The following is a 15,411-nucleotide window of genomic DNA, read 5'->3' on the forward strand; positions in this document are numbered from 1 at the left end:
CAAGATCGCGCCGGGAGGGGCGGGGCGGGGCGAGGTCAGCGGCGGCGGCTGCGGGCGCGGGACGAGCGCAAGCGGCGGAGGCGGCTGATCAGCACGGGGTCGGCGGCGAGGGCGCCCGGATTGTCCAGCAGACCGTTGAGCAGCTGGTAGTACCGGGTCGACGAGATTCCGAAGGTGTCCCGGACGGCCTGCTCCTTGGCACCGGCGTGCCGCCACCACTGCTGCTCGAAGGCGAGGATGGCCCGCTCCCGCTCGGTGAGCCCGACTGCCGGCCCGCTGGGCTCGACGTCGACCCCGTCGTCCGGTTCGGGATCGTCGGTGCTCTCGATGGGCGGCACCGGCCGCGGACTCGGAACCGCCGGCCCGACGGCACCCGCGACGTCGCCTCGACGAGCGTCGGTGGACGGCTCGGGCGTGGCCGGGGTGGCGTCGGCGGACATGGCACCCAGCCTAGCCAGCGACGACCAGTGACGCAGCAAGCGGCGCGGCCGGTCCGCACCGCCGGGAACCCCGACGGGCGGCCCGACCGCGCCGCGACTTCGGTCAGGTCAGGAGATGTCGCGGCGACGCATCGCCCAGAGCGCCGCCCCGAGGATCACCACCACCCCGACCGAGAGCAGGATCGAGGACTGCTGCCAGGTGATGTCCATCGTGGCCGGCTTGCACTCCCCGTAGTAGGTCGCGTTGCAGGAGTTCCAGTCCTGCAAGGTGACCGTCTTCGTCATCCAGGCCAGCACGTACGTGGGCAGCAGCCAGGCCTCGGCGAACCGCACGCTCGCCATGGACAGCAGGATGCCCAGGCCGAACTGGCCGACCACCATCACCGCCACCACGCCGCCGAGGGCCATCGCGGTGTGCCGACCCAGCGAGGCGAGGGCGAAGCCGATGGTGGTGAGCACCAGCACCAGCACGACACCTCGTACGCCGGTCAGCATGAACGACTGCCAGACCCCCGAGGTCATCTTCTCGGTGCTGCCCCGGAAGTTGGCGACCGCCCAGAACCCGGCAAACCACAGCACCGCGGCCGGAAGCGTCACCGCCAGGATGCCGGTGAGCAGCGCGGCCAGCTTGGTGAGCAGTACGGTGAGCCGCTTCGGCCGCCAGAGCAGCAGGTTCATCATGCCGCCGGTGCTCCACTCGGCACCGACGAAGGACGCGCCGATGACGAACCCGACCAGGGCGAGGATCGCCGCGAACGGGATCAGCGTCTCGTCGAACGTCTCCTTGAAGTCGAACGTCGAGGGCAGGAACCAGCTCGCCTCGATCTGGTCCCGGGACGGGGCCGTGATCATCGAGCAGTCGTCCGGGTAGCGGCCGTCGGTAGCCGTGCCGGCGGTCTTGGCCTGCTCACACGCTGCGCGCTCCTGCTCGCTCCAGCGCACCTGCTCCTGGTACTGCTGGTCGGCCTGACGCTCGGCCTGGGCGAGCTGGCCGGCACCGATCTTCTGGTTGGTGAAGAACACCCCGACCACCACCGCGGCCAGCACCAGCAGGCCGAGAAGCGTCATGTAGCGGGTGAAGCGCCGCTTGCTGAGCCGGCGCAGCTCCGTCCGAAAGAGGCTCACGCGCCCCACCCTCCCCCGGCGGGACCGGGCTGGCCCGTCCCGCCGACCTTCATGGACTCGTCGACCTGCCGGTGCTGACCGGGTACCGGCGCGGTGGCGGTCAGTTCGAGGAAGACGCTCTCCAGATCGACTGCGATCGGCGCCAACTCACTGACGTAGAGGTTCTTCTCGGCGAGCAGCCGGGTCACCGACGCCGGCTTGTCGACGCCGGCCAGCATCAGGTGGTCCGGGTGACCGGTGACCCGGATCCCCGCCTGGGTGAGCGCCTCGGTGGCCACCGGCAGGTCGCTGACCGCCTCCAGCCGGATCCGGACCGCACCTGACGAGTGCTGCGCGAGCACCTCGTCGACCGGGCCGAACGCGACCCGGCGGCCCAGCGAGATGATGGTGACCGAGTCACAGATCAGCTGGATCTCACCGAGGATGTGGCTGGACAGCACCACTGTCATTCCGGACTCGGCGAGGGTACGCATCAGCGTGCGCATCTCCCGGATGCCGCCCGGGTCGAGGCCGTTGGCCGGCTCGTCGAGGATGAGCAGCTTCGGGTTCTTGAGCAGGGCCGAGGCCACGGCGAGCCGCTGCTTCATGCCCAACGAGTACGTCTTGACCCGCTCGCCGGCCCGGTCGCGCAGCCCGACGAGTTCCAGCACCTCGTCGACCCGGGTGGCCGGCACCTCGCCCGCCCCCGCGAGCAGGGACAGCGTGTCCCGTGCCGTGAAGTGCGGGAAGAACTGCGGGCTCTCCACGATCGCGCCGACCTGGCCGGCGACCGTGGGCAGCGCGTCGGGGACCTCGTGCCCGAGCAGCGCCATCCGGCCGCCGTCGGGTCGGATCAGGCCGAGCAGGGTACGCAGCGTGGTGGTCTTGCCGGACCCGTTGGGACCCAGGAAGCCGTGCACCTGCCCCGCGTCGACCCGCATGTCGAAGCCGTCGAGCGCGTTGCGGGTGCCGCGTCGACGACTCTTGTACGTCTTACGTAGACCTTCGATCTCCAGGACAGCTGGCAAGCTGCACCTCCCCCGATGGGTGGGCGTGACAGCCGACACCATACGCGGTATGCAAGAGCGCGCAATACCCGGTATGCATCGACGCGCCGAACAGACTAGTTCATCGACGGAGCGTGACCGTTCAGGCGCAGATGACCTGGACGCCGGCAGCGCGGAACGCGTCCACCACCTCCGGCGCGGCACCGGAGTCGGTCACCAGCGTCTCCACCCGCTCGACCGGGCAGATCCGGGCGAAGGCGTGACCGCCCAGCTTGGACGAGTCCGCGATGATCACCACACGCTTGGCGCGGGCCACCATCAGGTTGTTCATCGCCGCCTCCCCCTCGTGGTGGGCGGCGGCACCGAGCTGCGGGTCGATCGCGTCCACACCGAGCAGGGCGACGTCGAGGGTGACCTCGCGCAGCAGCGCTCCGCCCAGCGGGCCGACCAGCTCGAACGACTTCGGACGCACCACACCGCCGGCCACCACGACCTTCATCCGGGATCGGACCAGCAGCTCGTTGGCGATGTTCAGCGCGTTGGTCACCACGGTGAGCTGGGCACCCTCGGCGCTGGTGTTCAGATCCGGTCGTACGGCGAGCGCCCTCGCCACCTCGGTGCTGGTGGTGCCGCCATTCAGACCGACCACGGTGCCCGGCGTGACGAGCGCCGCGGCGGCCGCCCCGATCCGCTGCTTCTCGGCCGAGTGCTTGGCGGTCTTGTAGCGCAGCGGCAGGTCGTACGACACGCCGTTGGCGACCGCGCCACCCCGGGTCCTCGTGATCATCTGCTGCTGCGCGAGCTGGTCGAAGTCACGCCGGATGGTGGCCTGGGAGACGTCCAGCCGCTCGGCTGCCGCCTCGACGCTGACCCGGCCGTTGTCGGTCAGCATCTCGAGCAGGGCGTTCCATCTGGCGTACCGGTCCACCGCGGGGGCCCTCCCAGCAACTGCACGGACGGTGATTGATTGCGTGCACACTAGTGCGCAAAACTAGGCTGGCGCAAAAGACTGACCTGCGCGATCGGCTGGCCGGTTGCCATGGTCACCTGCGTTCGCGCAGAATAACGCGCGAAATGCGGGTCTAACGAGCCGTATTGCGCATCGGTCGGCCCTGCGAGGAGTTCCCATGGCGTACGTGGACGCGGAGATCGCGAGCCAACCCGACTGCTGGCGGGAGGCGGCCAGGCTGGCCGAGGTCGTACGCGGTGATCTTCCGCGCCCCGGAGAGCGGGTCGCCGTCGTCGGTTGCGGCACGTCGTGGTTCATGGCAATGGCGTACGCGGCCCGCCGCGAGCAGGCCGGCCAGGGTGAGACCGACGCGTTCCAGGCGTCCGAGTTCCCCACCGGCCGTCGCTACGACCGGCTGGTCGCGATCACCCGTTCCGGCACCACCACCGAGGTGCTGGAACTGCTCGCCGCACTGCGCGGACAAACACCCACCACCGTGATCGTCGGTGACCCCGCGTCCCCGGCGGTCCACCTGGCCACCGCCACCGTGACCATGCCCTTCGCCGACGAGCGGTCGGTGGTGCAGACCCGCTTCGCGACCAGCGCGTTGGCCCTGCTCCGGGCCCAGCTCGGCGACCCGGTGACAGCACTCGCCGCCGACGCCGAGGTGGCGGTGCGGTCCCCGCTGCCGATCGACCCGGCCACCATCGAGCAGGTCACCTTCCTCGGTCGGGGGTGGACGATCGGGCTGGCCCAGGAAGCGGCGCTGAAGTGCCGCGAGGCGGCCACCTTCTGGGCCGAGGCGTACCCGGCGATGGACTACCGGCACGGGCCCATCTCGGTCGCCGCACCGGGCCGGCTGGTCTGGGCCTTCGGCGAGCTACCCGACGGGCTGCCCGAGGATGTGGCCGCCACCGGCGCGGCCTTCGTGCACAGCCGCACGCACGGTTGGCGCACGGTGCTGGGGAGCTGGTCCGCCGGCCGTACCCCGGTCGACCCGATGGCCGACCTGATCCTGGCGCAACGCTTCGCGGTCGCGCTGGCGACCAGCCGGGGCCTCGACCCGGACGCGCCCCGACACCTGACCAGATCCGTGGTGTTGGCGTGAGCGCGAGGAGTGAGCCGGGTTTGCGAGCCCCGCAGTCGCGAACCGAGCTGGCACCGTGAGCGACGGCAACGCCGCAGGCGCGGACCGCGTGGTCGTTGCGCTGGACGTCGGCGGCACCGGCATGAAGTGCGCCCTGGTCCGGCCGGACGGCGTCGTGGTGAGCACCGAGCGGCACCCCACCGATGCCGGACGCGGCCCAGCCGCGGTGGTCGGCACCATCCTGGACGTGGCCGGCGGGCTGGCCGACAAGGCCCGCGCCGACGGGCTCACCCCGATCGCGGTGGGCATCGCCGTGCCCGGAGTCGTGGACGAGGCGCGCGGAGTCGCGGTCTGGTCGGCGAACGTGGGCTTCCGGGACGTACCCCTGCGGGACCTGACGGTGAGGCGGCTCGGCCTGCCGACGGCGCTCGGCCACGACGTGCGTGTCGGTGGTCTCGCCGAGGCCCGGCTCGGCGCCGGGCGGGGCACCGGGCACGTGCTGTTCGTGGCGATCGGCACCGGCATCGCCGCCGCGCACGTCGTGGACGGCACGGCCGCCGTGGGGGCCAACGGCGCCGCCGGGGAGATCGGCCACATCCTGGTCCGGCCCGACGGTCCGCGCTGCGGCTGTGGCCGCCCCGGCTGCCTCGAGGCCATCGCATCGGCCGCCGCGATCGGCCGCCGCTACGCCGAACTGGCCGGCGGGACCGCCGACGCTCCGGTGACTGCTGCGGAGGTGGCCGAACGGGCCGCGGCCGGCGAACAGCTCGCCGGCCAGGTCTGGCAGGAGGCGGTCGAGGCGCTCGCCGATGGCCTCGCCAGCGGGCAGGCGCTGTTCGACGTGGCGACGATCGTGCTCGGCGGCGGCCTGGCCCAGGCCGGGGAGCGGCTGCTGACCCCGCTGCGGGCGGCGCTGCACGAACGAATGACCTTCCACCGGGAGCCGCAGCTGGTCGCGGCAGCCCTCGGCGACGAGGCCGGTTGCCTCGGTGCCGCCCTGCTCGCCCTGGACGCCGTGGGTGTCCGTGACCATCAGGAGAAGCGATGACCGTACGGGTGAACGGCCGAGTGGTGACCCCGACCGGAGTCGTCCGACAGGGCTGCGTCGAGTGGGACGGGGATCGGATCACGGCGGTGGCCGAGTATCCCTCGGTGCGCGACGGGCACTGGATCCTGCCCGGCTTCGTCGACATGCACACCCACGGCGGTGGCGGGCACACCTTCACCACCGGGGACGCCGACGAGGCCCGCGCGGCGGCCGACTTCCACCTCGCGCACGGCACCACCACGCTGCTGGCCAGCCTGGTCAGCGCGCCCTTTCCGCTGATGCGTAAGGCCACCGAGGCGTTCGCCCCGCTTGTCGACGAGGGCGTGTTGGCGGGGGTCCACTTCGAAGGGCCGTACCTGTCGGCCGCCCGCTGCGGCGCGCAGAACCCGGAGTACCTTCGCGACCCGTCGACCGACGAGCTGACCGAGCTGATCGAGCTGGGCCGGGGCGCGGTCCGGATGGTCACCCTCGCCCCGGAGCGCGACGGAGCACTGGAGGCGATCAAGCTGCTCACCGCGCAGCGGGTGGTGGCGGCGGTGGGCCACACCGACGCCACGTACGAGCAGACCCGCGCCGCGGTCGCCGCCGGCGCCAGCGTCGGCACCCACCTGTTCAACGGGATGCGGCCGGTGCACCACCGGGAGCCGGGGCCGGTGGTGGCCCTGCTCGACGCGCCTACCGTGATCTGTGAGCTGGTAGCCGACGGTGTGCACCTGCACGACGGCATGCTGACCTTCGTCACGGCGACCGCCGGCCCGGACCGCGCCGCGCTGGTCACCGACGCGATGGCCGCCGCCGGAATGGCCGACGGTGAGTACGAACTGGGCGGCCAGGCAGTCACCGTCGCCGACGGCGTGGCCCGACTCGCCCGCGACGGCGCGATCGCCGGCAGCACGCTGACCATGGACGCCGCGCTGCGGCACGCAGTGAACGCCGGAATCCCGATCGCCGACGCCGCACGGATGGTGGCCACCACCCCGGCGCGGGCCATCGGTCTGGGCGACCGGGTCGGGTCCCTCCAGGTGGGTCTCCGCGCCGACCTGGTGGTGCTGGACGACGACCTCAACGTGGTGCGGGTGCTGCGCGGAGGCTCCTGGGTGGAGTGACGCGGCGGCCAGCCGCTAGCTCAGGCTGGGGACGTCCACGCCGAGGATGGCCTGCTCGTCCGGGCGGTGCACCAGCACGTCGGACAGGTACGACTGGACGGCGTGGCGCATCCCGACGTCCCGGCCGGCCTGCTCGGAGAGCAGCCACTTGTGCTCGATGATCTGGGCGAACAGCTCCTGCGGCTCGAGCTTGCGGCGCAGGTGCGCGGGGACGGCCCGGACCACCGGCTCGAAGACCTCGGTGAGCCAGCGGTGTGCGGCCTGCTGCTCGTCGATCAGGTCGCTCTCCGCGCGATAGGCGTCCAGGTCGTTGAGCAGCTTGCGTGCCTGGTTCTCCTCGGCGTCCAACCCGGTCAGCCGCAGCAGCCGCCGGGTGTGGTAGCCGGCGTCGACGACCTTCGGTCGGACCAGGAAACGCCCGTCGTCGATTGACGACATGGCCACCTCGGCGACGTCGAAGCCCAGGTCGTTGAGGCGGCGGATCCGGCCCTCGATGTCGTGCCGGGCCTCCCGCTCGATCGCCTGCTCATAGGTGATCTCGTGCCAGAGCCGCTCGTAACGCTGCACGACCTCCTCGCAGACCACCTCCGGGTCGATGGACTCGTGCAGCAGGCCGGCGGCCTGCAGGTCCAGCGCCTCACCGAAGATGTTCACCCGGGCGATCTCCAGGTCCTCGCCGCGCTGACCGTTGGAGAGCGTGTTGTGCAGGGCGCCCGTCTCCGCGTCCACCAGGTAGGCGGCGAAGGCGCCCGCGTCCCGGCGGAACAGCGTGTTCGACAGGGAGCAGTCACCCCAGAAGAAGCCGGTCAGGTGCATCCGCACGATCAGGGCGGCGAGCGCGTCGAGCAGCCGGCTCATCGTCTCCGGCCGAAGGGTGTGCGAGAAGAGCGCCCGGTACGGCAGCGAGAACTGCAGGTGCCGTGTGATCAGCACCGATTCGAGCGGCTCCCCGTCCTCGGTCTGCCGGTCGGCGACGACCGCCACCGCCTCGACCGAGGGAAAGTCGATCCGCTCCAGCGCCCGGAGCAGGTCGTACTCCCGCTCGGCGATCCGCTCGCGGGTCTCCTTGAACGCGTACACGTAGTCGCCCAACCGGACGAACCGGACGATGTGCCGGGAGATACCCTGCGGCAGCGCCACCAGGTGTTGGGCAGGCCACTCCTCCAGCGGGGTCGACCAGGGCAGGTCGAGCAGCGCCGGGTCCACGAGGGCAGACGTGATCCGCACGCGCACAAGCATGACTGGTCTCCCCCGCATCCGCCCCTGATCGTGGTTGGGCCCACAGCGCCGCACACGCCGGCCTCGCACCGGGCCGGTAGCGTGGTCGCGTGCTCAAACCCACAGCGGTACGACGTGACCTGCGGCTACGGCCCGTCCGCCCGGCCGGCTGGTGGTTCGACGCGCTCCTGCTGGTCGGATTCGGCGCGTTGACCCTGGCCCTCGCCAACGGCGCGTTGCTCGGTCTGGACCTCGCCGTACGGGAATGGGCCTACGCCCATCACCCCGCGCCGATCTACTGGACCGCGCGGGTGTTCAACCTTCTCGGGCAGGGTGGCTGGCTGCTGATGCCCCTCTCCCTGGCCCTGGCCCTGGCCGTGGCCTGGCGGGCCCGCACCGTCCGGCCGTTCCTGCTGCTGGCGGGGGCGTTCGTGCTCCTGTACCTGACGGTCGGGCCGCTCAAGGTCCTGACCGACCGGGCCGCGCCCAGCTCGGATCTGCCGCCTACCCAGTCGGTTCGGATCTTCAACGACCTGCCGCCCACCGAGTACGACCTCTCCTACCCGTCGGGGCACGTGGCGAATGCGATCGTCTGGTACGGGGTGATGGCCGTGCTGCTGACGGCGCTGACGGCGGGACGGCTGCACCCCAACGTGCGCAGACTGATCAGGGTCGCGCCGCCGGCGATCCTGCTGGTCACCACGACCTACCTAAACTTCCACTGGCTCACCGACGGCGTGGCGGCCCTGCTGCTCGGGCTCTTCCTGGACCGGCTGCTGCACCGGGTGCCCTGGGACGGCGTGCCGCTCCCCGGCCGGCTACGCGCGTGGGACCGGCCGTTCACCTCGTACCCCTAGGGTTTCGGCCCGTGGATCAACTGGCGCGGCGGCTGGGCGTACCCGATGCGGTCGTCATCGGGTTGGGCTCGATGCTCGGCGCGGGCGTCTTCGTGGTCTTCGGCCCGGCCGTGGCGGCGGCCGGCGGCGCCGGCCTGCTGCCCGCGCTGGTGCTCGCCGGCTTCGTCGCCTTCTGCAACGCGACAAGCTCGGCGCGGCTCGCGGCGCGGTACCCGGAGTCCGGCGGTACCTACGTCTACGGCAGGGAGCGCCTCGGGCCGATCGCCGGCTTTCTGGCCGGTTGGGGCTTCGTGGTCGGCAAGACGGCGAGCTGTGCGGCGATGGCGCTGACCGTCGGGGCGTACCTCTGGCCGGGCCAGGCGCGGCTTGTCGCCGTCGGCGCGGTGCTCGCGGTGACCGCTGTGAACCTGCGTGGCATCGGCAAGACCGCCACAGTGACCAGGGCACTTGTCGCGCTGGTGCTCGCGGTGCTGGTCCTCGTCACGGTTGTCGGTGCGGTGGGCGGACCGGTGCGCCTGGACCGGCTCGGCGAACCCGGCGGTTCGGCGCGGGGCGTGCTCACCGCCGCCGGTCTGCTGTTCTTCGCCTTCGCCGGGTACGCCCGGATCGCCACGCTCGGCGAAGAGGTCCGCGACCCACGGCGGACCATCCCGCGCGCCGTGCCGCTGGCGCTCGGGGTGGTGCTCGTGATCTACCTGGTGCTGGCAGTGGTCACGCTCGGCGTGCTCGGCGCCGACCGGCTGGCCGGTTCGGCCGCGCCCCTGGTCGACGTGGTGACCGCCGCCGGGCTGCCCGGCCTGGCGTGGGTGGTCCGCGCCGGTGCCACCATCGCTGTCGTCGGGGTGCTGCTGTCCCTGGTCGCCGGGGTCGGGCGGACCACCCTCGCGATGGCCCGCCGCCGTGACCTGCCCGGCGCGCTGGCCGCCGTGCACCAGGTGCGCCAGGTGCCGCACCGGGCCGAGCTGGCGGTCGCCGCTGTGGTGATCGTGGTGGTGCTGCTCGGCGACGTACGCGACGCGATCGGCTTCTCCAGCTGCACGGTGCTCGTCTACTACGCGATCACCAACGCGGCGGCGCTCACGCTGGGCCGGGACCCGGACCGGCGGCTGCCGGTCCGGGTACTCGCCGGCCTCGGGCTCTTCGGTTGTCTGCTGCTGGTGGTCAACCTGCCGCTGGGCAGCGTTCTCGCCGGTCTGGGCGTGCTCGCGGTCGGTGCCGCGCTCTACGCGCTGCGGGCCCGCCGCTGACCGGTCAGCGGCTCAGCCGCTGGTAGCGGCGCACGGCCAGCGGGGCGAACGTCGCGATCAGCAGCACCGGCCACAGCACCGCCAACAGCATCGCGTGCTCTGCCGGCCAGGAGTCGCCACCCAGGCCCGGGTTGCCGAACAGTTCGCGGATCGCCGCGACGGTGGCCGACAGCGGGTTCCACTCCGAGATCGTCCCGATGACCGACGGCATCAGCTCGGGCGACACGAAGACATTGGAGATCGCGGTGAACGGGAACGCCGCCGGAAAGACGATCACACCGACCGTGTCCGGGTTGCGGACCAGCAACGCCAGGTAGATCCCCACCCAGGTGATCGCGATCCGCAGCAACAGGAGGAGCCCGACGGCGAGCAACGCCTTGCCGACACCCTGTCGCCACTGCCACCCGACCAGCAGCCCGCACACCAACAGGGTGGACATCTCCAGCAGGGCGCGCAGCAGGTCGGCGGCGGTGCGACCGGTCATCAGGGCGGACCGTGCCATCGGCATCGATCGGAAGCGGTCGACCACGCCCCGGCTGAGGTCCAGCGCCACACCTGTCGCGGTGGCTCCCAGCCCGTACAGCATCGTCATCACGAAGACCCCCGGCAGCAGGAACTCGCGGTAGTCGCCACCGCCCGCCACCTGCATGCCGCTGCCGAACACGTACCCGAAGACCAGCACGAACATGATCGGCAGCGAGAAGTAGAGGATCAGCTCCTCCGGAGCGCGGATCACGTGGGTCATGTTCCGCCTGGTCATCGTCCAGCCGTCGGCGACAGCGGTGGTCATGCCACGTCCCCCGTCCGTCCAGCCCCGACGGTCTCCCGGGCCTCGTCCGGCCGGTGCCCGGTCAGGTGCAGAAACGCCTCGTCCAACGTCGCGCGCCGCAGGCCGATGTCCTCGACCGCGATCCCGGCCTCGTCCAGCGCGCGAACCACGTCGACCAGGCCGGCGACGCGATCGACCACCGGCACGCTGAGCCGTCGGACCTCCGGGTCGAGTTCGGCCTCCGCGCCGCAGATCGGCACGACAAGGCGGGCAGCACGGCTCAGCTCGGCCGCGTCGCGGACCACCACCTCGATCCGGTCACCACCTGTCATCGCCTTCAGCTGGTCCGGTGAGCCCTCGGCCACCACGCGCCCTGCGTCGATCACCGAGATCCGGTCGGCGAGCTGATCGGCCTCCTCCAGGTACTGCGTGGTGAGCAGCACCGTGGTCCCGTCCGACACGAGACCCCGGACCAGGTCCCACACCTGGTTGCGACTGCGCGGGTCCAGGCCTGTCGTCGGCTCGTCCAGGAAGAGCACGCGCGGCGTACGGATCAGGCTGGCCGCGAGGTCCAGTCGGCGGCGCATCCCACCCGAGTACTCACCGGCGGACCGACTCGCCGCCTCGTCGAGCCCGAACCGTTCCAACAGCTCACCGGCGCGTCGACTGGCCTCCCGTCGGCCGAGCCGGAACAGCCGGCCGAACAGCTCCAGGTTCTGCCGGCCGCTGAGGATCTCGTCGACCGCGGCGTACTGCCCGGTCAGCCCGATCCGGGCGCGCACCTCGTCCGGTTGGCGCAGCACGTCGTACCCGGCCACGCTGGCCCTTCCCGTGTCGAAGCGCAGCAGCGTGGTGAGGATCCGTACGGCCGTCGTCTTGCCCGCGCCGTTCGGTCCCAGCAGTCCGTGGACCGTGCCGGCCGGCACGGTCAGGTCAAACGTGTCGAGCGCGCGGGTCGGGCCGTACCGCTTGCCCAGACCCTCGGCGACCACTTCGAATGTCGTCATGCCCCCACGGTGCGGTCGGGCGCTGACGGATCACGCACCGTCCGCTGACGGTGGCGCACCTTTCCTCTCCGCCTCGGTGATCTCCTTCAGGACCTGAATGATCTCCGCGCGGGCGGCGTCGCCCACGTACCAGCCGGTGAGCCCACCGGTCAACGCCTCCTCGCAGAACCGCCTCGCGGCGGTCAGGTCCCCGCGCACCCGGGCCACCTGGGCGAGGCCGAGCCGGGCGCTGGCCACGAACTCGGGCGCGCCGCTGCGCTGCGCGAGGAGCAACGCACCGGCGAAGTCGTCATCCGCCGCCGCGAGGTCACCGGCACGCAGCCTTATCTCGCCCCGGGTACGCAGCATGTCGGCCTGGTCGACGGCCGACCCGAGCGCCTCGACCAACCCCATGGCCTCATCCATGTGGGCACCCGCCGCGTCCGGATCGTCCTGCCAGGCGGCCAGTTCCCCGAGCGCGCCGAGCGTGATCATGGCGCCCCACCGGTCCCCGGTGCTCCGGAAGCCGTCGAGCGCGGTGGTCAGCGCGGTCCTGGCCCGGTCCCACTGGCCACTCCACATCAACGCCGAGCCGCTGCCCATGGCACCCAGCGCGTTGATCCACACGTCCGGGCCGACCAGCCGTCGCAGCTCGGCCATCAGCTCGTCCACATTGTCCGCGCCTCCGGACGGCGGTCCGGTCGAGATCCCCGACAGGTACAGCAGGAACGGCTGTCGGGGCGGCCGGTCGAGGCTACGGATCACGGACCGCTGCGTTCCGACCGACGGCAGGTGGCCGGAGCCGGCGAGCGAGGCGTTGTAGACGCAGAGGGCGAACTCCTCGTTCAGCCCCGGCGGTGCTTCGGTGCCGAGCAGTTCGAGGACGTCGGCGGCCAGCCGCGCCCCTTCCCCGCGCATGCCGCGCAACCACCAGTAGAACGACAGGGCAGCGACCATCCCGGCCGCGTCGGACGCGTCACCGGCGGCCGTGGCCCGGCGCAACGCCGCATGCAGGTTGTCCCGCTCCGCGTCGAGCCGTCGCAGCCAGTGCAGCTGCTCCGCCTGCCGGAGGTGGTCGCTGGCGGTCCAGGCGAATTCGAGGAAGTACTCGGTGTGCGCGCGACGGAACTGATCGGCCTCGCCGGCATCGGCGAGACGCTCGGCGCAGAACGCCCGCACCGTTTCGAGCATCCGGTACCGGCCGCCGGCCATCTCCACGAAGGACTTGTCGACCAGCCCGGTGAGCGCGTCGACGAACTCGGCGGTGGGCAGGCCGCAGACCCGCCCGGCCGCCTCCAGAGTGGCCCCACCGGCGAAGACGGTCAGCCGTCGGGCCACTCTCCGTTCGGCGTCGTCGAGCAGATCCCAACTCCACTCGACCACCGCCCGGAGGGTGCGGTGTCGCGGCGACACGGCCCGGCTGCCGGTGGACAGCAGCCGGAACCGATCGTCGAGACGGGCGGCCACCTCGGCGACGGACAGCGCCCGCAGCCGCGCGGCGGCCAACTCGATCGCCAACGGCAGACCGTCGAGGCTGCGGCAGATCCGCAGCACCATCTCGACGTTGGCCGGCGTCACTGCGAAATCGGGCGCGACGTCGACGGCCCGCTGGGTGAAGAGGCCGACAGCCGCGTACTCGTCGGCATCGCGCGCGGACGCGCCGGGCGGTGGCAGGGTCAACCCGGACAACGGGCACAGCGCCTCACCGGCCAGCCCGAGCGGCTCGCGACTCGTGGCCAGGACGCGCAACGCCGGGCACGCGCTCAGCAACCGGGCAGCCAGTCGGGCCGCGTCGGTGAGGACGTGCTCGCAGTTGTCGAGCACCAGCAGCAGTCGCCGCTCGGCGAGCGCCTCGACCAGCCGATCCGTTGTCTGCCAGCCCGCCTCGGCCGGGGCGCGCAGGCCCGCGTCGCGCAGGCCGAGCGCGCTCAGCACCGCCTGCGGTACGTCCGAACCGTCGGCCAGCCCGGCCAGCTCGACGAAACGGACCTCGCCGTCGACTCGGCCCGCGGCCTCGATCGCCAGGCGCGTCTTGCCGGCTCCCCCGGGGCCGGTGAGGGTGACGAGCCGCCGCTCGCCGAGCAACTCGCCGACGCGCCTGAGCTCCTCGTCCCGCCCGACGAACGTGGTGAGTTGACCCGGCAGCGCCCGTTCGGTCGACCCGCGTTCCTCGCCCCGCAGCACCGCCAGGTGGATCGCGGCCAGCTCCGCCGACGGGTCAGTGCCGAGCTGCTCGGCCAACGTCCGCCGGGCGTCCTCGAACTCGGCCAACGCCTCCGCCGGCCGACCCGATGCGGCCAGGGCACGCATGAGCTGGCCCCGCGACCGCTCCCGCAACGGATGCGCGGCGACCGCCTCCCGTAGCTCCGCTACCAGCGCGCCGTGTGCGCCCAACGCCAGATCCGTCTCGACCCGATCCTCGACGGCGGCCAGCCGCAGCTCCTCCAGCCGGGCCGCCTGCGCGGGCGCGCCGGCTGCGCCGATGGCATCGGCGAGGGCAGGACCACGCCACAGCTCCAGCGCCTCGTGCAACACGGCCGCCGCCCGGGGCCAGTCGCCGCCGACGAGCGCGCGGCGCCCCGCCTCGGCGAGCCGTTCGAACCGGTACGCGTCGACATCGTCGGGATCCACAGCGAGGCGGTAACCGGCCGGGTGGAACTCGACCGGGTCGTGCTCGGCGGGCAGGGCCTGGCGCAGCCGCGACACCTGGGACTGGAGCGCGTTGGCCGCGCCTCTGGGCGGATTCTCGCCGTACAGGCCATCGATAAGCCGCTCCGCGGAGACCACCCGGCCGGCGTCGAGGAGCAGGAGCGCCAGCAGGGCGCGCAGCCGCGGACCGCCGACTGGGACCTCTCGCCCGTCGGCCAGCACCACCCGGGTCGGGCCCAGGATGCGGAAACGCATGCCATGGATTGTCGCTCAGTGCCGACCGGTTCCTGCTCGCCGATCGCCGGTCTTGTTGATCAGGAGATCCCCGCCAGCTACAACGCTCCACCGACCGGAAGTCGTTGGGCGGCGGCACGCAGTTCGGAGACCGCCGACCGTTCGGCCGCCGAGTCTTGCAGGATTCTGAGTGCATCCGCCTGGCGTCGCAGCTCAGCCTGGATCAGGGGCGTCTTCAGCAAAGCCTCGCGATCATCAGCGTCGAGCACGCCGAGGTCCTGCTCCCGGGCAACGAAGTCATCGACTGCCGAATATGCCCGCTCCGCAGCATGGACGGCGTAGATGACGTCATCGCTGGCTAGCAGCTCAAGTAGATAGACGAGCGACGCAACCGCGTCCTCCGCCTGAGGTGCCCACTCGTTCCAATCATCCTCCGAGGGCAACAGCTCCTTCACCGACTCCGGCGACGGCAGCTCGGGATAGGTCGCCTCCGGTTCGTGGCCTTCCAACGCCGACCAGACAGCGTCGACGCTGGCCCGCACGAGATTGGCGTCACCGACCTGCTCCAGCTCGCTGAACGTGACGTACGACGGCACCAGAACCTCGACACAACTGGTCGCGAACGCAAGGCGCTGCCACGGCGCGAGTGCGGCAAGGACCTCACGAAGCCTCTGACCGTCGAAGCTCACCGTGGACATCGACTCATCTTG

14 protein-coding genes are annotated in these 15,411 nt (G+C 71.8%); 5 read left to right on the forward strand and 9 right to left on the reverse strand.

Annotated elements, in window-relative coordinates:
- Positions 1–35 precede the first annotated feature (35 nt).
- From ACQP0U_RS30440 to ACQP0U_RS30455, 4 genes are all read right to left on the reverse strand, one after another.
- Positions 36–440: a DUF3263 domain-containing protein gene (locus ACQP0U_RS30440; protein ID WP_433313772.1), complete on the reverse strand. Its 405-nt coding sequence runs from the start codon at positions 438–440 to the stop codon at positions 36–38.
- A gap of 108 nt (positions 441–548) precedes the next feature.
- Positions 549–1,565, reverse strand: a complete 1,017-nt coding sequence (locus ACQP0U_RS30445; protein WP_433313774.1) for an ABC transporter permease subunit — start codon at positions 1,563–1,565, stop codon at positions 549–551.
- Complete coding sequence (locus tag ACQP0U_RS30450) at positions 1,562–2,485, reverse strand: ATP-binding cassette domain-containing protein (protein ID WP_433321277.1); 924 nt, start codon at positions 2,483–2,485, stop codon at positions 1,562–1,564. Before ACQP0U_RS30450 ends, ACQP0U_RS30445 begins: the two co-directional genes overlap by 4 nt.
- Before the next feature lie 208 nt (positions 2,486–2,693).
- Entirely contained in the window at positions 2,694–3,479 is a 786-nt protein-coding gene (locus tag ACQP0U_RS30455; RefSeq protein ID WP_091403015.1) for a DeoR/GlpR family DNA-binding transcription regulator, read from the reverse strand.
- A 199-nt stretch (positions 3,480–3,678) separates the two neighbouring features.
- On the opposite strand from ACQP0U_RS30455, the gene ACQP0U_RS30460 reads away from it, so the two are divergent.
- The 3 genes from ACQP0U_RS30460 to nagA all read left to right on the forward strand — a co-directional run bounded on the left by ACQP0U_RS30460 (position 3,679) and on the right by nagA (position 6,741).
- On the forward strand, positions 3,679–4,608 hold the full coding sequence (locus tag ACQP0U_RS30460; protein WP_433313778.1) for an SIS domain-containing protein: 930 nt from the start codon (positions 3,679–3,681) through the stop codon (positions 4,606–4,608).
- Between the two features lie 121 nt (positions 4,609–4,729).
- Complete coding sequence (locus tag ACQP0U_RS30465) at positions 4,730–5,635, forward strand: ROK family protein (protein ID WP_433321280.1); 906 nt, start codon at positions 4,730–4,732, stop codon at positions 5,633–5,635.
- Entirely contained in the window at positions 5,632–6,741 is a 1,110-nt protein-coding gene (nagA, locus tag ACQP0U_RS30470; protein WP_433313781.1) for an N-acetylglucosamine-6-phosphate deacetylase, read from the forward strand. The genes ACQP0U_RS30465 and nagA overlap by 4 nt, the downstream gene beginning before the upstream one ends.
- 15 nt (positions 6,742–6,756) lie before the next feature.
- Here the strand turns inward: nagA and ACQP0U_RS30475 are convergent, their stop codons facing one another.
- Positions 6,757–7,980, reverse strand: a complete 1,224-nt coding sequence (locus ACQP0U_RS30475; protein WP_433313784.1) for a DUF4032 domain-containing protein — start codon at positions 7,978–7,980, stop codon at positions 6,757–6,759.
- 89 nt (positions 7,981–8,069) lie between these two features.
- Here ACQP0U_RS30475 and ACQP0U_RS30480 point away from each other — a divergent pair, with 89 nt between their 5' ends.
- Positions 8,070–8,816, forward strand: a complete 747-nt coding sequence (locus ACQP0U_RS30480) for a phosphatase PAP2 family protein (protein WP_433313787.1) — start codon at positions 8,070–8,072, stop codon at positions 8,814–8,816.
- A gap of 11 nt (positions 8,817–8,827) precedes the next feature.
- On the forward strand, positions 8,828–10,063 hold the full coding sequence (locus tag ACQP0U_RS30485) for an APC family permease (protein ID WP_433313790.1): 1,236 nt from the start codon (positions 8,828–8,830) through the stop codon (positions 10,061–10,063).
- A gap of 4 nt (positions 10,064–10,067) precedes the next feature.
- On the opposite strand, the gene ACQP0U_RS30490 is transcribed toward ACQP0U_RS30485, so the two are convergent.
- From ACQP0U_RS30490 to ACQP0U_RS30505, 4 genes are all read right to left on the reverse strand, one after another.
- On the reverse strand, positions 10,068–10,853 hold the full coding sequence (locus tag ACQP0U_RS30490; protein WP_433313792.1) for an ABC transporter permease: 786 nt from the start codon (positions 10,851–10,853) through the stop codon (positions 10,068–10,070).
- Positions 10,850–11,839, reverse strand: coding sequence for an ATP-binding cassette domain-containing protein (locus ACQP0U_RS30495; RefSeq protein ID WP_433313795.1), 990 nt, complete (start codon positions 11,837–11,839; stop codon positions 10,850–10,852). The genes ACQP0U_RS30490 and ACQP0U_RS30495 overlap by 4 nt, the downstream gene beginning before the upstream one ends.
- A 30-nt stretch (positions 11,840–11,869) precedes the next feature.
- Positions 11,870–14,722, reverse strand: a complete 2,853-nt coding sequence (locus ACQP0U_RS30500) for a BTAD domain-containing putative transcriptional regulator (protein ID WP_433313797.1) — start codon at positions 14,720–14,722, stop codon at positions 11,870–11,872.
- A 77-nt stretch (positions 14,723–14,799) separates the two neighbouring features.
- Positions 14,800–15,399 carry a DUF416 family protein gene (locus ACQP0U_RS30505; RefSeq protein ID WP_433313800.1) on the reverse strand — a complete coding sequence of 200 codons (600 nt, stop codon included), beginning with the start codon at positions 15,397–15,399 and terminating at the stop codon, positions 14,800–14,802.
- Between the last annotated feature and the right edge of the window lie 12 nt (positions 15,400–15,411).

Source organism: Micromonospora sp. CA-269861, assembly GCF_050948505.1.
Classification (GTDB): domain Bacteria; phylum Actinomycetota; class Actinomycetes; order Mycobacteriales; family Micromonosporaceae; genus Micromonospora.